We start from the raw sequence: 18,492 nt of genomic DNA, 5'->3' as shown, positions 1-18,492 counted from the left end.
GAGCTGGCGCGGCGGCTGGACCCGAAGTTCGTGGTGACGCCGACGATCAGGATGTTGTCGGACATCGCCGTGCGGTCGGTGACGGAGCCGGACGAGCGCGACGTGGTGACCACGCCGCCCAGAACCGGAAAGTCCCGGTTGCTGGCCGTCTGGACCGTGGTCTGGGCGCTGATGCGCGACCCCGACATGCAGATCGTGCTGGTGTCCTACTCCGACGAACTGGCCCAGGCGCACAGCCGCGAGGCCCGCCAGCTCATCAACGAGCACGCCGACTACCTCGGCTTCCGGCTGTCTCAAGACAAGACGGCGGTGGGCCGCTGGCGCGTGGACGGCCACGCGGGCGGGCTGCTGGCCACCGGAATCAACAGTGGCGTAACGGGTTTCGGCGCGGATATGCTGATCGTTGACGACCCCGTGAAGGATGCCCAGGAGGCGGATAGTGCCGCGCACCGCCGCCGCGTGATCACCGAATACCGCAGCACCTTGGCCACCCGCGTGCATCCCGGCGGCAGCGTGTTGTTGGTCATGACGAGGTGGCACCCGTCCGACCTGGCCGGTGAGCTGCTGGAATCGGAGCCGGACCTCTGGCGGCACACCAACATCCCGGCGGTGGCCGAAGCGGGCGTGCCCGATGCCCTGGGCCGTGCGCCCGGCGTGGCGATGACATCGGCGCTGGGCTTCACGGCGGAGCACTTCGCCGCCGCCCGCCGGACCTCCGGTGAGCGGGCCTGGTACGCGCTGTACGCGGGCGTGCCCGCCGCGCCGGAGGGCGGGCTGGTGAAGCGTGAATGGTTCGACAACTGGCGTCTGCCTGCGGCTCCCAGCGGAGCGGTGAAAACGGTAGTCGGCGTGGACCCTTCGGACTCCGGCAGCGGCGACAGTTGTGGCCTGGTCGCCATGTCGCTGACCGCTGAAGGCGTGGTGGCCATCATCGCGGACTTGTCGGCTCCGATGACGTCGGACGCCTGGGCGCGGGCGGCGGTGGACCTGGCCGTGGACGTGGGTGCCAGCGAAATCGCGGTGGAGGCGTTCGCGGCGCGGGAGACGTATCGGCGCGTGGTGGCTGAGGCGCTGGCCCGCGTCAAGACCCGCGTGCCCGTCAAGATCACGACGTGGCCACCCAAGGGCACCGACCGGGGCAAGGGTGACGCGGTGGCCCGCAGCTCCGCGCTGTTGCAGGCGTTGGAGGTCGGCACCTGCCGCATCGCGGGCCATCTGCCGAACCTGGAGGCGGCGGCGGTCACCTGGCAAGCCGGTCAGCACCAACCGGACAGCCTGGCGGCGGTGGTCGTCGGCCATGACGTCCTGGTCCATTCGGTCGGCGGACAGTTGCACCTGTCGTCGCCGCTCGACATCAGCCGCCGCGTCCGCGAGGGCACCATGCCACCACCTCCGGCCTACCTCCGGCGGCGGCTCGGGTGACCGCCCTCATCGAGCCGCGCCGCTGCCAGGCGGAGCGCGCCCAGGGCGGCGGCGAGCTGGCTCGCGTAGGCCGGGCGAAGATACGCACCGACATGACCCAGAGCGCCGCGCCCGGCGGCTGCGAATGTGCTCGGTGCCGACCGGAGCCGCTGACCGACATCGACGCCCAGCGGGCGCTGCGGCACGTCACGAATGGCAACGCCGCCGCCTACGCCAGAGGCGAGCTGACACTGATCGGCTGCCGCGACTGCGAGGACTGCGGAGCCTGGGTGCCGTCCTTCATCGCGGCGGAGCTGGCCGACGGCAGCTCGAACGCCTGATCGAACCGACCCCCCGCTGGGCCGAAAATGGGCCAAGACATGGCTTAACAAGGCTGACAGAAACCTAACCGGGCTAGACGAAAGACGTTGGCCTGTAAGTTACTTCGTAGACAAACCGATACAAACGTGATCCGGCCTAGACATACCGATATAGATTTACACACCAGCGGTCGGCGGTTCGATACCGTCCGCGCCCACCAGAATCAGCGCAGTCAGGCCCGCATATTGCGGACTTTGCTGACGAAGGCCGCGCCGAATGCATTCGCGGAGTAGGGGTCTTGGCCGGTGATCAGTTCGCGATCCTCCACGACCTTGCTGCCCATCGGCAGAATCGTCTGCTCAACCGTCGCGCCGCGCGACTTCAACAATTCGGTGGGGTCGTCTTTGAGGTGCCCCTTGAAGCGACGCGCCAACGGGACCGTGGACAACATCGTGTCCACGCCGGTTTTGAAGCACGTCATGCGGTAGCCCGCGTAGGTCCAGCGGCCCTCGATGGTCGGAGCCGCCGCGAGTGCAGCCGGGGCGTGACAGATCAAACCGGTGGGGCGCTGGGCGTCGTGGAAGTAACGGACCAGCGCGCCGAAGTCGTCGTTGAGAGAGTCGTCGGCGAATGCGTCGCGGTGCAGCAGGTCAACCAACGGCGCATGACCCCCCGGCACGAACATCGCATCGAACCCGTCCAGGCGCTGTGTGTCATGGGCGATCTCTTCCAGTTTGGCCGGTGTTGCCAAACCAAGTTCGAGAAGCTCCCGATAGCTGCTCAACGCGGCGTCACGCTTTTTCCGCGAGCCTTTGAAGTACATCAGGCTGCATGAGGTGCCATCGATGGCGGGAATCCTGGCGCCCGGTGTGGCGAACGCGAGCTCAAACCCGGCGTTGCGCATTGCATCAGTGGGTTCGACCAGCTCTCCTAAGTATGTGCCAGTCAGCTCGCTGCGGCCTTCTCGTAGCGGAATCCGGTCGGCCGCAGACACCACAACCAGCACGCGCCGCCCCGTCGTCGTACCCATGGCGAATTCCTCTCAGTTGTCGGCACCAGCTTCCTCCCACGTTGTCAGCGATACCCCGACGACAGTGTGACAATCGCTCTTCACCAAGCTCGTGCTCATTCCCGTGGACCTGTCTGAGTCGGTATGGCAAGGTCGTGGACGTGGGCGAGGCCTTTCAGAGCGAGAGCGCAGCGCGGCCTCCGGTGCGGTCCGCGTCGTCGGACCAACAGCCGGCGACCAAGGCCGATCTGTATGCCGCGGTCGACGCGATGCGCGCGGACATGCGCGAGTTGCTCGAGCAGATCAGCACACTGATCCGCGAGTCGAAGTAGAAGACGAACGGGATGAGGCCATTTCGCATCGACGTTCCCGACGACGTGCTCGACGACTTGCACGCGCGGTTGGCGCGCACGCGGTGGCCCGAGGCCGAATGTGTCGACGACTGGAGCCAAGGCATCCCGCTGGCCTACACCCGCGAGCTGGCCACCTATTGGGCCCACGAATACGACTGGCGCTCCCGTGAGGCGGCGCTGAATCGTTTCGACCACTTCGTCACCGAAATCGATGATCTGGACATCCATTTCATCCATCAGCGCTCCCCGCACGAGGATGCCTTCCCGCTTGTGATCACGCACGGCTGGCCGGGCTCGGTGGTGGAATTCCACAAGGTGATCGAGCCGCTGACCAACCCCACCGCTTATGGCGGGCGCGCCGAAGACGCCTTCCATGTGGTCTGCCCGTCGCTGCCCGGGTACGGGTTCTCGGGCAAGCCCAGGCGCACCGGGTGGGGCGTGCCGAAGATCGCCGAGGCCTGGGAGACGCTGATGCTGCGCCTCGGCTACGAACGCTACGGCGCTCAGGGCGGGGACTGGGGCGCGGCCGTCACCACCCAGATCGGCCGCAATCGCGGCCACTGCGCGGCAATTCACCTCAACATGCCCATTGGCCGGCCCACCTCGGAATCGCTGAAGAATCCCACCGAGGAAGAGCGGCGCGCGATGGCGGCGTTGAACGATCACCGCAAATGGGGCACCGGCTATTCCAAACAGCAGTCCACCCGGCCGCAGACCGTCGGCTACGGGTTGGTGGATTCGCCGGTGGGTCAACTGGCGTGGATCGTCGAGAAGTTCTGGGCGTGGTCCGACTGCGACGGCCACCCGGAGAACGCGGTGAGCCGCGATGAGTTGCTGGACAACGTGATGATCTATTGGGTGACCGAAACCGCGGCCTCCTCGGCCCGCCTGTACTGGGAGAGCTTCAAGGTCTGGGGTCAGCTGGACCGAGTCGAATTGCCCACGGGCGTCGGCGCTTACCCCAAAGAACTGCTGCGGGCGCCGCGGTCGTGGTGCGAGCCGGTGTACAACATCACCCATTGGACGACGATGCCGCGCGGCGGACACTTCGCCGCGTTCGAGCAGCCGGAGCTGTTCGTCGACGACCTACGGGCGTTCTTCGCGACGGTGCGCTGATCCTCAGGGGCTTCGAGTGTGCGTCTGCCGACGCGACACGCCGATTCAGCGCCGTGAGGTGCACGCCCGGGCGGGAAGAACTCAGGACGGCGGGGCGAAGAATTCGAGCGCGATGCCGTCGGGGTCGCGGAAGCTCAGGGCCGAGCCGTAGGGCGCGTCCACGATGCCGCCGTGGTGGATGCCGAGCTCATCGAGGCGGTCGGCCCACGCCTCGAGTTCGGCGCGGTTGGCGCAGCCGAAGCCGACGTGGTCCAGGCCGACGCGCAACTCGCTGAATTCTTCGTGGGCAGCTTCGCTGTCGTGCTGGTGTATGCCAAAGGCGTTGCCGTCGTTGAAGATCCACACGTGATGGTGGAAGCCGGAGTCGGTGTGCTCGTCGACCGTCGGGTCACTGCCCAGCAAGTCGCGGTACCAAGGTCCACTGATTCCGATGTTTCGGACCGTGATTGCTACGTGGTTGAGTGCCGGTACAGGCATCAGATGTGTCCTCTCATGTCGGTATGTGTCACGCTGACGGCATGCATGTCATCAGCGGCAGGCGCGATCCGGCCACCAGCTTCCCGTTGACGAGTTCGATTGACGATGACGACGAGCGGCGCCGGGCCAACCGGGCGGTCGCAGTGAGCGCTGTCGGGTTGGCGTTGACGGGTTTGATCGAACTGGCCGTCGCGGTGGTCTCTGGTTCCGCCGCGCTACTCGGCGACGCGCTGCACAATCTTTCGGACGTAACGACCAGCGCGGTGGTGTTCGGTGGCTTTCGCGGCTCCCGCGGGTTGGCGAGTCGGCGCTACCCCTATGGGTTGGAACGCGCTGAGGACCTCGCCGGCATCGGAGTGGCGCTGGTGATCTGGGCCAGTGCCATTTTCGCAGGCGTGGAAAGCGTCGAGAAGTTGTTGCGGCACAACCCGACTCGGCAAGTCGGCTGGGGTATTGCGGCCGCGGTGGTCGGCATCGTCGGCAACCAACTGATCGCCCGCTACAAGCTGACGGTGGGCCGCCGTATCCAGTCGTCGACGTTGATCGCAGATGCCAAGCATTCCTGGCTGGACGGGCTGTCATCGACGGGAGCGCTGTTGGGGTTGTGTGGGGTCGCAGTCGGTTGGGAGTGGGCCGACGGCGTGGCGGGCCTCGCGGTGACGGGTTTCATCTGCCACGTGGGGTGGGAGGTCACCACCGACATCGGGCAGCGGCTGTTGGACGGCGTCGATCCGGACGTCATCGACACCGCCGAAGCAGTAGCGGCCGAGACCGACGGTGTGCTGCATGCGCACGCCCGGGCCCGCTGGACCGGCCGCACCTTGCGGTTGGAGGTGGAAGGCTGGGTCGACTCGGATACCACCGTCGCCGAGGCCGACCGCATCGGTCGACGAGTCGCGGATCGGTTGTCGGACCGGCTGCCAGAGATGCGCAGTTTCACTTGGGCGGCTCGCAGCGTCGCTCAAGACGAGTGTTAGACGATGCGCCGGTCGCGGAAATAGCGGTATAGACACTCGGTTACCCATCGCTGAGGTTTCGGTCACGTTGTATGACAACCGGCTCGAGCATTTTGATCGCGCCCACCGCCGAACGGTTAGCTCACCGGTAAACGGGCACAAGAGCCCCCATGAGTACACCCTCCTGCCCGCCGCCGCCCGACGGGCCGAACTTGTCGCCGCACGGCAAATGGGGCGTCGCCCCGTCGAGCAGCCCGCAAATGACCCGCGCTTCGGACAAGATGGGGCTGTTTCCGGCGCTGTGGTGGCTGCTGGCGGTCGCCGTAGTGATCGTCGTGACAATCGCCATCGCGTGGCTGGTCTAAGCGCGCGACGAGCCGCACAGCACATGTGAGACGCTGCCGGGGTGGTGACGTCGACGCGGCAAGCGCGCCTTGTCGGCGTGCTGGCGGGATACCTGACTGACCTTGCGCTTGCCGACCCGCGACGGGGTCATCCGGTGGCGCTGTTCGGTCAGGGTGCCGCGACGTTAGAGCAGGTCACCTACCGCGACAGCAAGGTCGCCGGTGCGGTGCACACGGGTCTGCTGGTCGGTGCGGTGTGCGCGGTCGGCGCGACGGTACGTGCCCGCGTCTGGGCGCTTGCGGCCGCGACCTGGGTGGCTTTGGGCGGGACGTCGCTGGCGCGCACCGGCCTGGACATGGCCGAACTGCTGGCCCGAGACGACATCGACGCGGCGCGAGGGCTATTGCCGTCGTTGTGTGGGCGCGACCCCGCCCGCCTCGACGAGGCCGGGCTGACGCGCGCAGCGCTGGAATCGGTAGCGGAGAACACCTCCGATGCTCACGTGGCGCCGCTGCTGTGGGCGGCGGCCGGTGGGGTGCCCGGGGTGCTCGGCTACCGGGCGATCAACACCTTGGACTCGATGATCGGTCACCGCTCGCCGCGCTATCAGCAATTCGGTTGGGCCGCTGCGCGATTGGACGACGCGGCAAACTACGTGGGCGCGCGGGTGACGGCAGTGCTGGTGGTCCTGTGCGCACCCCTCGTGGGGGGATCACCGTGGAACGCCATACGAGCTTGGCGTCGCGACGCCGCGCGCCATCCCAGTCCCAACGCCGGCGTTGTCGAAGCGGCATTCGCCGGGGCGCTCGGCGTGCAGCTCGGCGGCCCCACCCACTATCACCACGAACTGCAGATCCGGCCCACCCTGGGTGACGGACGAGTACCCGGGGTCGGGGATCTGCGCCGCGCGGTCGCCTTGTCCCGGGCGGTACAGGCCGGGGCCGCGGTGTGCGCCGCGCTGATCGCCTACCGGCGCCGCCCGTAGCGGTCGGCCAGTTTCTCCTCGACGGTCATCGGCTGCTGGGCGGGCGGGGCCTGCTGCTTTTCCCGGCGCCGTGCCTTGATCTCGGAGTAGGCGAAATAACCCAGTCCGATGGGCGCCAGGATGCCGAACGAGATCCACTGGATGCCGTAGGACAGAAACGGTCCCGCATCCAGATGCGGCACACCGAGCACCCCCAACCCGCCGGGTTGGTTGTCGACCAACTGCAAATACATTCCGGCCAGGGGGACCGAAGTCAGCGCCGCAACCTGCTCGGTGCTGATCGAATAGACCTGCAGGAAACCATCTCTGGTGAACGGGTCCTTGCCCGGGACGGTCGGCTCCGGGTTACGCAGCCGTGCGGTGATGGTCACCGTTTGATCCGGCGCTCGCGGGATCGGCGGTACGTGTGATCCCGGCTCTGGCCGCACATAGCCGCGGTCCACCAAGACGGTCGGTCCACCGTCGACGACGAAGGGTGCCAGAACCTCGAACGCCTGCTCTCCCTCGACCACCCGCAACCTCGCCAGCACCTGGACGTCCGGCAGGTAGTGCCCGGTCGCGGTCACGCCCCGCCACTGCGCCGCCGGGTCGCTCGAATCCTGATGGGGCAGAAGCGAAGTCAGCGGCACCGGCGCGGTCCGCAGGGACTGCTCGATCTGGTGGTTCTCCCGGGAGGTCTTGGTGTTCTTCCCCAACTGCCACGGTGCGAGCACCATGAAACACAGGTAGGTGAACGCGACCACGACGAGTGCCAGCGCCAGCCAGCCCGGACGCAACAGAAACGCAAGGCCCCGCGTCAAACGTGGCATCAGCCAGACCCGTTCGCAGCCAGTCGCTGGTCGACCCAGTCGTGCAGGCCGGGCAGGGCGGCCTCGATGACGGTGAACACCTGCTCGAAGTCCTCGTGGTCGCCGTAATAGGGGTCGTCGACATCGAGCACGTAGCTCCCCGAGCGGGGATCGAACGAACGCAGCATCCTGATCCGGTCGGGGTCGACGCCCATCTCACGCAACAGCCGGGCATGGTTGCGGCTCAACGCAATCACCAGGTCGGCCGCGAGGTGGTCGTCGTCGACTTGTGCCGCACAATGCTCGGTGGGGTAGCCGTGGGCGCGCAACACCCGGTTGGCGCGTTCGTCGGCGCACTGACCCACATGCCAGTTCCCGGTGCCCGCGCTGGTCACCCGCACCGCGTTCGCCAAACCGCGCTGTTCGATCTGGTGGGCGAACATCTTCTCCGCCATCGGGGAGCGGCAGATGTTGCCGGTGCAGACGAACGTGATGTGCAGCGGTCTACCTTCAGACACCCAATGCCCTCCGTAACTCCTCGACCGTCTCCACGTGTGTGACACCGGTCAGGCCGACGGGGTCGGCGAAGTCGGCCCGCCCGTACCCCCACCCGACCACCACCGTGTCGATGCCGTGCGCGGCGGCCCCCGCCACGTCGTGGCTACGGTCACCGACCATGAGCACGCGCTCGGGAAGCGGGGCGAGCTGCTCCAGCGCGTGCGCCAGCACGTCGACCTTGCTCTTGCGCGATCCGTCGGGCGCGGCACCGGCCACCACCTCGAAGTGGTGGTCCAAGCCGAAGTGCGCGAGGATGCGCACCGCGGTGGTCTCCAGCTTGGAGGTCGCCACCGCCAACCGGATATCGGCGGCGCGCAGGTCGGCCAGCAGCGGCGCGATTCCGTCGAAAACGGTGTTGACGGCCCATCCGCGCGCCGCGTATTCGGCTCGGAAGGCGGCGATCGCGTCCTCTGCGCGCTCGCCGAGACCCATCGACCGGAAGGTGTCGTCCATCGGCGGGCCGACGATCTGGGCGACCAGGTCACCCTCGGGTATGGCAGCGCCGATCTCCATGAGCGCATGCCGGAAGCTGGCGACGATGCCCTTCGCCGAATCGGTCAGTGTGCCGTCGAGATCGAAGATCACCAGTTGGGGGGCTGGGCAGCCGTCGTCGTCGCCGGGCGGCGCTGGGCGCTCAGCTTGCTGCGCGATCGAACCTGTCACGGCTTCCATTGTCGTCGATTACTCCCCATGCCTTGCCTTCGCTGCGGCGCACTAGTGTTTCACTGATGGCCGGTCTGGATCATCGCGCGTCGATTCGCCCGGCGGCGGCGCGGTATCACGGTGATCAAGACGCCGCGCCCGGGATGTTGGACTTCGCGGTCAACGTCCGGCATGCGCAACCCCCGTCGTGGCTGGTGCAGCGGTTGGCGACGCGGTTGCCCGACCTCGGTCGTTATCCCAGCGGTGACGATGTTGCCGCGGCGCAGGACGCGGTCGGCGCGCGGCATGGCCGCGACCGCGCCGAGGTAGTCCCGTTGGCCGGGGCCGCGGAGGGCTTCGCGCTGCTGAGCAACCTGCGCCCGGCGCGCGCGGCGCTGATCGCGCCGTCCTTCACCGAACCTGCGGTGGCGCTCGGCATGGCCGGCGTGCCGGTGCACCACGTCGTTCTGGACCCCCCGTTCACCCTCGATCAAGCGCAGGTGCCCGAAGACGCCGACCTCGTCGTCGTGGGCAATCCGACCAACCCGACATCGGTGCTGCACACGCGCGAGCAACTGCTGGCGCTGCGCCGCCCCGGCCGCATTGTGGTGGTCGACGAAGCGTTCGCCGACGCCGTCCCCGGAGAACCCGAGTCGCTGGCCGGTGAACGGTTGCCCGACGTCGTGGTGCTGCGCAGCCTGACGAAAACGTGGGCGCTGGCCGGGTTGCGGGTCGGGTACGCGCTCGGCTCACCCGACGTGCTGGCCGCGCTGACCTGCCAACGCGCGCACTGGCCGGTGGGAACGCTGCAATTGACGGCCATCGCGGCCTGCTGTGCACCGGACGCCGTCGCCCAAGCCGCAGCCGACGCCGTACACCGGACGCAGGTGCGAGCCGAGATGGTGGCCGGATTGCAAGCCGTCGGCGCCGACGTGGTCGACGGCCGGGCGCCGTTTGTGTTGTTTCGGGTGCCCGACGGTGAATTGGTGAGAAAAGTGTTGGCAGACAAAGGGATTGCCGTCCGTCGTTGCGACACGTTCGTGGGCCTGGACGAACAGTACCTGCGGGCGGCGGTGCGGCCGGAGTGGCGGCAGCTGGTAGAGGGGATTGCAGCAGCGTGAGTGTGCGGCTGGCCGAAGTGATCGAGGTGCTGGACGAGGCGTATCCGCCGCGGCTGGCCGAGGCGTGGGACTCGGTCGGACTGGTCTGCGGCGACCCCACCGAAGTTCTGGATTCAGTGACCGTGGCCATCGACGCGACGCCCGAAGTCGTCGACCAAGTTCCCGACGGTGGCCTGCTGTTGGCCCACCATCCGCTGCTGCTACGTGGGGTCGACACGGTCGCGGCCAACACCGCCAAAGGCGCGCTGGTGCACAGCTTGATCCGAACCGGCCGAGCGCTGTTCACCGCCCACACCAACGCCGACTCGGCGTCACCCGGCGTATCCGACGCGCTCGCGGCAGCGCTGGGCTTGACCGTCGAAGCGGTGCTTGACCCTGCGCCCAGTTCGGCCGAATACGACAAGTGGGTCATCTACGTGCCGCCCGAAAACGCAGACGCGGTGCGGGCGGCGATCTTTGACGCCGGCGCCGGGCACATCGGTGATTACTCGCACTGCAGCTGGAGCGTGAGTGGGACGGGGCAGTTCCTGCCCCAGGAGGGCGCCTCGCCGGCGATCGGCAGCGTGGGCAGCGTCGAGCGGGTGACCGAGGACCGGGTCGAGGTGGTGGCACCGGCGCGAGCGCGGGCGCGTGTGTTGGCGGCGATGCGCGCAGCGCACCCGTACGAGGAGCCGGCCTTCGACATCTTCGCGCTCGTAGCGCCGCCGGCCGACACCGGATTGGGCCGCATCGGCAGTCTGCCCGAGCCAGAGCCGTTGCACGCCTTCGTCTCCCGGGTGGGCGCCGCGCTGCCCGAGACCTCTTGGGGGGTGCGGGCGGCGGGTGATCCGGAGTTGTCGGTGTCGCGGGTCGCCGTCTGCGGCGGCGCGGGTGATTCGCTGCTGAGCGCGGTGGCCGCTGTGGACGTGCAGGCCTATGTCACCTCGGATCTGCGCCACCATCCCGCCGACGAGCATGGCCGCGCTTCGCCGGTGGCCTTGATCGACGTCGCGCATTGGGCCAGTGAGTTCCCCTGGTGCGAGCAAGCGGCCGGCCTGCTGCGGTCCCGCTTCGGGGACGCTCTGCCGGTGCGCGTGTGCAGCATCCGTACCGATCCGTGGAACCTGGCTTGCCATTCCCGAAAGACTGACAGCGGAGATCAACGATGAAAGCCGACGTCGCACAACAACGCTCGCTCCTGGAATTGGCCAAGTTGGATGCGGAGCTATCCCGGCTCGCGCACCGGTCCAGCCATCTGCCGCAGCGCGCCGATTTCGAACGCGTTCAAGCGGAACACAATTCGGCCAGCGACCGGCTGGCCGCGGTGCGGATCGCGGTAGCGGATCTGGATGGGCAGGTCGCACGTTTGGAGGCCGAGATCGATTCCGTGCGCAAGCGCGAAGACCGCGACCGGGCGCTGCTGGCGTCGGGAGCAACCGATGCCAAGCAGCTTTCGGATCTGCAACACGAACTCGAGACGCTGCAGCGGCGTCAGGCCACCTTGGAGGACTCGCTGCTGGAGATCATGGAGCGCCGCGAAGAGCTTCAAGCGCAGCAGAGTGCGGAAGTGACCATGATCGAGGGGTTGCAAGCCGAATTGACCGGCGTGCAACAGGCCCTGGACGATGCGCTGGTAGAGATCGAGCAGACCAGGACCCAACAGTCGGCGCGGCGCGACGAGTTGGCCGCGTCGCTGGACTCGGACTTGGCGTCGCTGTACGAACGGCTGCGCGCCGGCGGGAGGCCGGGTGCGGGGCCGCTGCAGGGACACCGCTGCGGTGCCTGCCGCATCGAGATTGGCCGCGGCGAGCTGGCCCGTATCACCGCTGCCGCCGAGGACGAGGTGGTGCGCTGCCCGGAGTGCGGGGCGATCTTGTTGCGGGTCAAGGGGTTTGACCAGTGAGGGTGGTGGTCGAGGCCGACGGCGGATCACGAGGCAATCCGGGCCCGGCCGGCTACGGGGCGGTGGTGTGGACCGAGAACCACCAGACCGTGCTGGCGGAGGCCAAGCAGGCGATTGGTCGGGCGACGAACAACGTCGCCGAGTACCGGGGTCTGATCGCCGGTTTGGAGGAGGCCGGGCGCCTGGGCGCCACCGAGGTGCGGGTCCTGATGGACTCCAAGCTGGTGGTCGAGCAGATGTCCGGGCGCTGGAAAGTCAAACACCCCGACCTGATTGCGCTACACGCCCAGGCCCGCGCACTGGCCTCCCGGTTCGGCCGGATCAACTATGCGTGGGTGCCACGGGCGGAGAACTCATATGCCGATCGGTTGGCCAACGAGGCGATGGACGCCGCGGCTGAGACCAAGATCGACGGCCAGAGAGCCGACGGACCGATCACGGTCGTGGACAAGACCGTAGAAATAGAGTCGCCGAAGGCGCCGGGCTGGACCGGCGCGCGCGGTACTCCCACCCGGTTGCTGCTGTTGCGCCACGGACAGACCGAATTGTCGGCGCAACGCCGCTATTCGGGGCGCGGCAATCCGGAACTGACCGATGTCGGTAGGCGACAAGCGGATCTGGCGGCGCGTTATCTGGCCGAGCGCGGCGGCATCGCCGCGGTGGTGTCCTCACCGTTGCAGCGCGCCTACGACACGGCCACCGCCGCCGCTCGCGCGCTAGGGCTGGACGTGACGGTCGACGACGACCTGATCGAGACGGACTTCGGCGCCTGGGAGGGGTTGACGTTCACCGAAGCCTCCGAACGGGATCCGCAGCTGCATCGGCGCTGGCTGCGTGACACCACCGCGACCCCGCCCGGCGGTGAGAGCTTCGAGAACGTGCTGGGTCGGGTACGCCGCGGCCTCGACCGAATTGTCGAGGCGCATGACGGCAAGACGGTGCTGGTGGTCTCCCACGTCACGCCGATCAAGATGTTGTTGCGCATGGCCCTGGATGTCGGTCCCGAGGTGCTGTACCGCCTGCATCTGGATCTGGCGTCGTTGAGCATCGCCGAGTTCTATCCCGACGGCGCGTCGTCGGTGCGGCTGGTGAACCAGACCGCGTACCTCTAGCGAGCGGGCCTGGTCACATGGGCCACATTGGCCCCTGCGCAGGCTGGTGCACTTTTTGCCCGCCTCACAGCGACAACACCGGGCGGCGCTGTATTTGTCGCTCGGAGGCGGGCACATCGGTGATGTCCCGAGGGAGAGACTGCTGTGGCGGTTGTGACAGAACCGTCAGGCGGCGTCGTGAAAGATCAGACCCAAGGCATAGCGTCGGCCGGAGCGCACCGTCGACACGCCATGGCGCACCGGTGCCGCCGACCAGCCCCGTGCCGATCGCACCGGCCGCTCGCGGGTGGTGAAGACGTACCCGTGTCCCTGCGGCAATTGTGTTGCGGTGCCGCGAGATTGCGCACGTAACCGTTGTTCGACGAGCAGGAATTCGCCGCCGGTGTAATCGGATCCGGCGTCGCTGAGGTTGATCACCACCTGAAGCGGAAACACCAATTCGCCGTACAGGTCTCGGTGTAGGGCATTCCAGTCACCGGGCCCGTACTCGAGCATCAGTGCGGTGGACCGCGTCTGCCCGGCGGCATGGCATGCCGCCAGCCAATCGTCGAGGGTGTCGGGCCACGGCGCCTCTCGGCCCAGCTTGTCCCACCAATCCCGGGCGATCGGCAGGAGGCGGGGATAGAGCGCGTGTTTGAGCGGCTGGATCGGCTCGGGATAGGGCGCGTGAAAATACCGGTATTGCCCGGCGCCGTAGCGTTTCGGCGCCATGTCGACCGTCGACCGGAACAGGCTGTCGTCGGAGTAGAGCCCGCGCAGCCGCGCCGCCTCGGTCGGTGTGATCAAGTGGGGCAACAGCGCTCCGCCGTACTCGTTGAGCTCAGCGGTGATCTGATCCCAGTCGGCAGAGTCGACGCGTGCTGCCCACGTGGCCATCCGTCCACGATAGAGACGAACTGGCCCCGCCGTGGTGGTGCGGGTAGCGTTGTTCGTCGCGGACGAGTTGGCTGGACGGCCGCGGCCCGCGTTGCATTGGCAGCGTCGGGTCGAGGAAAGTCCGGACTTCACAGAGCAGGGTGATTGCTAACAGCAATCCGAGGTGACTCGCGGGAAAGTGCCACAGAAAACAGACCGCCATCCTCGTGGTGGTAAGGGTGAAACGGTGCGGTAAGAGCGCACCAGCGTCTCGGGTGACCGGGATGGCTCGGCAAACCCCACCCGAAGCAAGGCCAAGAAGGCCGCACCACAGGTGCGGCCGCGCAGACGTTCGAGGGTTGCTCGCCCGAGTCTGCGGGTAGGCCGCTCGAGGCACCCGGCAACGGTGTGTCCAGATGGATGGTCGTCGCCGTGCCGCCGTTGGCTCAAGCCGTGGCGGTGGGGAACAGAATCCGGCTTACAGGCCAACTCGCCCGCGCTTCACCCACCGCCCTCAGCGGCGGGCTTTCGAAACCGCCTTGTCGAGCTTGTGCAGCGCCGCGTCCACCTGCTGATGCGCGGCATCGGCCAAGTCGGCCTCCTGCTGGTAGAGCAAGCCGTAGGTGAAGGTGTCCTCGCCGGCGGCGTGCGCGGCATCGGCCTCGTGCACCAGATGCTCGCGGCTGACCACGCTGTCTTGATGCTCGCCGAGCAACGCTTGGATCGCTTTCGCCTGCTGGGACACGTCGTCGGCTCCGGTGGCCGACGCCGTATAGCGTAATCTCTTGGCCCGCTTGCGAATTCGGTGCAACGCCTCGTCGGGGTCGTCCTCTTCGGCCCGTGCCGCCTTCGCGGCCTTGCGCACGCCCTTGTAGGCGGCGTCGATGGTGATCGACGTCGTGTCGTCGGGTTTCTGGTCGGTCGGGGCCGCCGGGGCTTCGGCCACCAACTCCTCAAGGGCGTCGAGCAGCCGGAAGTATCGCTTGGACCGCATCGCGATCAGCGACCGTCGCAACCCGACCTCGTAGCGACGCTGCGCGCCGTCGACCAGACGCTGCCGAATCGGCCCGCGCACCAGCGCCGGATCCAGCCGGTCGAGGGCCGCCCGGTAGCGGTCGCGCAGCACCTCGGCGTCCCGGGCCACGCCCAACACCGCGGCCAGCTCGCGTAGTTCGTCGAGCACCCACGTGCAATCCGAGGAGCCAAACGAATCCTGGGCGTCTTTGAGCAAGCTGCGGATCTTGCGGGTGATCACCCGCATCTGGTGCACGGCATCCTCGGCGTCGGCGCGCACCGCGCGATCCCACACCAACAATTCCTCGATGTTCTCGGCGACCGCACGATGGACCGGGTCCGCCGGCGGAGGAGGACGGTCCACGTCGCTGGTCGGCGGGCCCAGCGCCCGCGCCAGCTTCGAGCCATGGCCGGCCGGGGCGGCGCCGGCATCGAGCAACCGATTACTCAGCCGGTCCAGCAGCTCCCGATTGGCGGTCCCATTCCCGCCCCCGTCCTCGATGAGCTCGATCTCCCACTCCCGCCACTCCTGCTCGGCGGGTCCGGAGTCCGAGCCGTCCGGCGTGCCCGCCGACCAGGCGGTGACGTGATCGTTCGAGAACTCCGCCAGAGCGGCCCCGTCGGCGCCGTAGAGCACCTGGCTTTCGCGTTGGGTGGTGATGCGGACAACCGGCTCCAGCGGGCGGTCCCGAACGATGGCGGCGACGACGTCGCGCAGCTCACCGGGCACCTCGGCGTCGTCGGACTCGCCGAGCGGTGCGTGGATCTCGGTGCGCGAATCCGGCCCGTCGGGCAGCTTCAGGTGCCAGCCGGCATCGTGGCCCCCGGTGCGGCGACGCAGCGTGATCCGGTGCCGCGCGAGGTCCTGGTCCGGGGTGTCGAAGTAGACCGCGTCCAACGCCTGCGCCGCGGACCTCTCCACGCGAGCCACGCTGGCGATGCCCTCGAACGACGGCGAGACCGCCGCCTCGCCGACATCGAACTTGCGCTCAACCTCGAGATGGCGCGCCGTCTTTGGCGCTTTTCCTGGCATTTCGCCTCCGTGAGAGCGCGTGGCCGCGGTCGTGGATCGGGAAAGGGCCCCAATAGCGTGCCATACCAGGGTTACGCGCTACCGGCGCGCTGGCCGGACCGGTCAGAAGCAGTGTTCCTCGGCGGGAAAGACCCCGCCGGCCACCTCTTCGGCGTATTGCGTTGCGGCGCGGCGCAGTTCACCGCCGATGTCGGCATAGCGCTTGACGAAGCGGGCGGCCTTACCGCTGCTCAACCCCGCCATGTCCTGCCATACCAGCACCTGACCGTCGCAGTTGGGGCCGGCGCCGATTCCTACCGTCGGGATGGTCAGCTTGCCGGTGATCTGGGTGGCCAGTTCGGCCGGCACCATCTCCATCACCACGGCAAACGCCCCGGCCTCGGCGACGGCGATGGCGTCGGCGATCGTCTGCTCGGCGGCATCCCCACGGCCTTGCACGCGGAACCCGCCCAGGGTGTTGACGCTCTGCGGGGTGAAGCCGATGTGCGCCATCACCGGGATGCCGGCGGCGCTGAGGCAGGCGATCTGTTCGGCGACCCGCTCACCGCCTTCCAGCTTGACGGCGTGGGCGCCGCCTTCCTTCATGAAGCGGGTGGCGGCGGCCAACGCCGCGGCGGGGCCGCTCTCATAGCTGCCGAACGGCAGGTCGGCGACGACCAGCGCGTGCGGAGCGCCCCGCACCACGCCCCGAACCAGCGGGATCAGCTCGTCGATCGAGATCGGGACCGTGGTGTCGTAGCCGTAGACGACGTTGGCGGCCGAGTCGCCAACCAGCAGCACCGGGATGCCTGCCTCGTCGAAGACCCGGGCGGTCGAGTAGTCGTAGGCCGTGAGCATGCCCCACTTATGGCCTTCGGCCTTCCACTTCTGCAGGTGATGAGTGCGAATCTTCGGCCGTGACGGGCTGACGGGCGCGCTGGCGGCAGGGGTGTCCCCATAGGGATTTTGCTCAGACATCATTGTCCTCGTGGGTGGTCGGGTCGATCCTCGTGGCCCTCGAAGTCTGTTTCCTCGGTGGGTCCCCGGGTTCGTCTGACGCCGCCATTCTGCCAGATTGTGCGGCTCGATGTCCCCACGCCCCCTTGGTCGGCATAGCATCTTCGGATGCAGCGGCTCAGTGGACTCGACGCCAGCTTCCTCTATCTGGAGACTCCCTCCCAGCCCATGCATGTTTGCTCGATCATGGGGCTGGACCCGACCACGATGCCGGGCGGTTACAACTTCGATCGGCTGCGCGAAGCACTGTCCCTGCGCATCAAAGCCATGCCGGAGTTTCGCGAAAAGCTTGCCAACAGCCCACTCAACCTCGATCACCCGGTGTGGGTGGACGACAACAATTTCGAAATCGACCGCCATCTGCACCGCATCGGCTTGCCGCCCCCGGGCGGGCGCACGGAGCTCGCCGAGATTTGCGGACACATCGCCTCGCTGCCGCTGGACCGCAGCCGGCCGCTCTGGGAGATGTGGGTGATCGAAGGCGTCGCCGGTGCCGACCCGGACAAGAAATGTATGGCGGTGATGACCAAGGTTCACCACGCCGGCGTCGACGGGGTGACCGGCGCCAACTTGATGTCGAAGCTGTGCACCACCGAGCCCGACGCGCCGGCGCCGGAGCCGGTGGCCGGTGTCGGCGACGCCAACGGCTGGCGGATCGCCGGTGGCGGCCTGCTCAGGTTTGCCACCAGACCGCTGCGCTTGGCCAATATGGTGCCGCAGACGGTGTCGTCGGTGGTCGAGACGGTGCTGCGCGCCCGCGACGGCCAGGCCATGGCCCGACCGTTCTCCGCACCGCGAACCGTGTTCAACGCCTCGGTGACCGGCCGGCGCAACATCGCCTACGCCGATCTGGACCTGCAAGACGTGAAGACCGTCAAGGACCGGTTCAACGTCAAGGTCAACGACGTGGTGATGGCGCTGGTCTCCGGGGTGCTGCGGCACTACCTTTCCGACCGCGACTCGTTGCCCGAAACCTCGTTGGTGGCGTCGGTACCGGTGTCGGTGCACGGCAAGTCCGACCGTCCGGGCCGCAACCAGGTGTCGGCGATGTTCGCCAGCCTGCAATCCCACATCGCCGACCCGGTGCAGCGTTTGAAGGCGATCGCCGACGCCAATTCCGTTGCCAAAGAACACAGTTCGGCCATCGGCGCGACACTGCTGCAGGACTGGACCCAGTTCGCGGCGCCCGCGGTGTTCGGCGTGGCGATGCGGGTCTACGCCAGCACCCGGCTCACCGAGAGCCTGCCGGTGCACAACCTGGTGGTGTCCAACGTGCCCGGCCCGCAGGTGCCGTTGTACCTGCTGGGCTGCGAGGTCAAGGCGATGTATCCGCTCGGGCCCATCTTCCACGGCTCGGGGCTCAACATCACCGTGATGTCCTTGAACGGCCGGCTGAACGTCGGGCTCATTTCCTGCCCCGACTTGCTGCCCGACTTGTGGGAGATGGCTGACGAGTTCACCGTCGGAATGGAAGAACTGCTGGCCGCGGCCCGGTAGCGACCCGTCCAGACCGCTGACCAGCATCTTG

Annotated in this window: 20 protein-coding genes and 1 other RNA gene; 13 read left to right on the top strand and 8 right to left on the bottom strand. The window is 67.7% G+C overall.

What is annotated here, in order from left to right:
• Positions 1-51: 51 nt before the first annotated feature.
• The gene (locus I2456_RS15910; protein WP_241008002.1) at positions 52-1,422 is read left to right on the top strand and encodes a terminase large subunit domain-containing protein; all 1,371 of its coding nucleotides are present in this window, start codon (positions 52-54) and stop codon (positions 1,420-1,422) included.
• Positions 1,419-1,742 (top strand): hypothetical protein, encoded by a 324-nt coding sequence (locus tag I2456_RS15905; protein WP_241007724.1) that lies wholly within the window; start codon positions 1,419-1,421, stop codon positions 1,740-1,742. The genes I2456_RS15910 and I2456_RS15905 overlap by 4 nt, the downstream gene beginning before the upstream one ends.
• Positions 1,743-1,954: 212 nt before the next feature.
• On the opposite strand, the gene I2456_RS15900 is transcribed toward I2456_RS15905, so the two are convergent.
• Positions 1,955-2,752 carry a DJ-1/PfpI family protein gene (locus tag I2456_RS15900; protein WP_085074551.1) on the bottom strand — a complete coding sequence of 266 codons (798 nt, stop codon included), beginning with the start codon at positions 2,750-2,752 and terminating at the stop codon, positions 1,955-1,957.
• 140 nt (positions 2,753-2,892) lie between these two features.
• On the opposite strand from I2456_RS15900, the gene I2456_RS15895 reads away from it, so the two are divergent.
• Both I2456_RS15895 and I2456_RS15890 read left to right on the top strand, forming a co-directional pair.
• A complete protein-coding gene (locus tag I2456_RS15895) occupies positions 2,893-3,063 on the top strand; it encodes a hypothetical protein (protein ID WP_186246643.1) in 171 nt (56 codons plus the stop codon).
• 12 nt (positions 3,064-3,075) lie between these two features.
• On the top strand, positions 3,076-4,200 hold the full coding sequence (locus tag I2456_RS15890; RefSeq protein ID WP_085074550.1) for an epoxide hydrolase family protein: 1,125 nt from the start codon (positions 3,076-3,078) through the stop codon (positions 4,198-4,200).
• 81 nt (positions 4,201-4,281) lie between these two features.
• Here the strand turns inward: I2456_RS15890 and I2456_RS15885 are convergent, their stop codons facing one another.
• On the bottom strand, positions 4,282-4,677 hold the full coding sequence (locus I2456_RS15885) for a VOC family protein (RefSeq protein ID WP_085074549.1): 396 nt from the start codon (positions 4,675-4,677) through the stop codon (positions 4,282-4,284).
• A 41-nt stretch (positions 4,678-4,718) separates the two neighbouring features.
• Between I2456_RS15885 and I2456_RS15880 the strand changes: the two genes are divergently transcribed.
• From I2456_RS15880 to I2456_RS15870, 3 genes are all read left to right on the top strand, one after another.
• Positions 4,719-5,654 (top strand): cation diffusion facilitator family transporter, encoded by a 936-nt coding sequence (locus I2456_RS15880; protein WP_085074548.1) that lies wholly within the window; start codon positions 4,719-4,721, stop codon positions 5,652-5,654.
• A gap of 149 nt (positions 5,655-5,803) precedes the next feature.
• Entirely contained in the window at positions 5,804-5,998 is a 195-nt protein-coding gene (locus tag I2456_RS15875; protein ID WP_139823195.1) for a hypothetical protein, read from the top strand.
• A 41-nt stretch (positions 5,999-6,039) separates the two neighbouring features.
• Entirely contained in the window at positions 6,040-6,963 is a 924-nt protein-coding gene (locus I2456_RS15870; RefSeq protein ID WP_068156207.1) for a cobalamin biosynthesis protein, read from the top strand.
• Here I2456_RS15870 and I2456_RS15865 read toward each other — a convergent pair.
• Genes I2456_RS15865 through I2456_RS15855 form a run of 3 tightly spaced genes read right to left on the bottom strand, consistent with a single transcriptional unit; the run spans position 6,945 to position 8,981 of the window.
• Positions 6,945-7,772 carry an SURF1 family cytochrome oxidase biogenesis protein gene (locus I2456_RS15865; RefSeq protein ID WP_068026867.1) on the bottom strand — a complete coding sequence of 276 codons (828 nt, stop codon included), beginning with the start codon at positions 7,770-7,772 and terminating at the stop codon, positions 6,945-6,947. The two genes, I2456_RS15870 and I2456_RS15865, sit on opposite strands and share 19 nt — an antisense overlap.
• The gene (locus I2456_RS15860; RefSeq protein ID WP_241008001.1) at positions 7,772-8,206 is read right to left on the bottom strand and encodes a low molecular weight protein-tyrosine-phosphatase; all 435 of its coding nucleotides are present in this window, start codon (positions 8,204-8,206) and stop codon (positions 7,772-7,774) included. Before I2456_RS15860 ends, I2456_RS15865 begins: the two co-directional genes overlap by 1 nt.
• A 55-nt stretch (positions 8,207-8,261) precedes the next feature.
• Positions 8,262-8,981 (bottom strand): HAD-IA family hydrolase, encoded by a 720-nt coding sequence (locus tag I2456_RS15855; RefSeq protein WP_139823194.1) that lies wholly within the window; start codon positions 8,979-8,981, stop codon positions 8,262-8,264.
• 56 nt (positions 8,982-9,037) lie between these two features.
• On the opposite strand from I2456_RS15855, the gene cobC reads away from it, so the two are divergent.
• From cobC to I2456_RS15835, 4 genes are read left to right on the top strand one after another with little or no spacing between them, the layout of a single operon-like run.
• Positions 9,038-10,072: an Rv2231c family histidinol phosphate aminotransferase CobC gene (cobC, locus tag I2456_RS15850; RefSeq protein ID WP_085074547.1), complete on the top strand. Its 1,035-nt coding sequence runs from the start codon at positions 9,038-9,040 to the stop codon at positions 10,070-10,072.
• Positions 10,069-11,220 carry a Nif3-like dinuclear metal center hexameric protein gene (locus I2456_RS15845; protein ID WP_085074546.1) on the top strand — a complete coding sequence of 384 codons (1,152 nt, stop codon included), beginning with the start codon at positions 10,069-10,071 and terminating at the stop codon, positions 11,218-11,220. The genes cobC and I2456_RS15845 overlap by 4 nt, the downstream gene beginning before the upstream one ends.
• Positions 11,217-11,954, top strand: a complete 738-nt coding sequence (locus I2456_RS15840; RefSeq protein ID WP_085074545.1) for a zinc ribbon domain-containing protein — start codon at positions 11,217-11,219, stop codon at positions 11,952-11,954. The genes I2456_RS15845 and I2456_RS15840 overlap by 4 nt, the downstream gene beginning before the upstream one ends.
• Positions 11,951-13,066 (top strand): bifunctional RNase H/acid phosphatase, encoded by a 1,116-nt coding sequence (locus tag I2456_RS15835; RefSeq protein ID WP_068026853.1) that lies wholly within the window; start codon positions 11,951-11,953, stop codon positions 13,064-13,066. The genes I2456_RS15840 and I2456_RS15835 overlap by 4 nt, the downstream gene beginning before the upstream one ends.
• Before the next feature lie 165 nt (positions 13,067-13,231).
• Here the strand turns inward: I2456_RS15835 and I2456_RS15830 are convergent, their stop codons facing one another.
• On the bottom strand, positions 13,232-13,942 hold the full coding sequence (locus I2456_RS15830; protein ID WP_085074544.1) for a 2OG-Fe(II) oxygenase: 711 nt from the start codon (positions 13,940-13,942) through the stop codon (positions 13,232-13,234).
• Between the two features lie 63 nt (positions 13,943-14,005).
• Here I2456_RS15830 and rnpB point away from each other — a divergent pair.
• An RNA gene (gene rnpB / locus I2456_RS15825) (RNase P RNA component class A) lies at positions 14,006-14,418 on the top strand.
• Positions 14,419-14,435: 17 nt separating this feature from the next.
• Here rnpB and I2456_RS15820 read toward each other — a convergent pair.
• The gene (locus I2456_RS15820) at positions 14,436-15,968 is read right to left on the bottom strand and encodes a CYTH and CHAD domain-containing protein (protein WP_085074543.1); all 1,533 of its coding nucleotides are present in this window, start codon (positions 15,966-15,968) and stop codon (positions 14,436-14,438) included.
• A gap of 102 nt (positions 15,969-16,070) precedes the next feature.
• On the bottom strand, positions 16,071-16,925 hold the full coding sequence (panB, locus tag I2456_RS15815) for a 3-methyl-2-oxobutanoate hydroxymethyltransferase (protein WP_085074622.1): 855 nt from the start codon (positions 16,923-16,925) through the stop codon (positions 16,071-16,073).
• Between the two features lie 147 nt (positions 16,926-17,072).
• Here panB and I2456_RS15810 point away from each other — a divergent pair, with 147 nt between their 5' ends.
• Positions 17,073-18,461 (top strand): WS/DGAT/MGAT family O-acyltransferase, encoded by a 1,389-nt coding sequence (locus I2456_RS15810; RefSeq protein WP_085074542.1) that lies wholly within the window; start codon positions 17,073-17,075, stop codon positions 18,459-18,461.
• Positions 18,462-18,492 lie beyond the last annotated feature (31 nt).

This window comes from Mycobacterium kubicae, from assembly GCF_015689175.1.
GTDB lineage: Bacteria > Actinomycetota > Actinomycetes > Mycobacteriales > Mycobacteriaceae > Mycobacterium > Mycobacterium kubicae.
The sequence above is the reverse complement of the archived record's forward strand: the minus strand, read 5'-3'. Positions and strand labels throughout refer to the sequence as shown.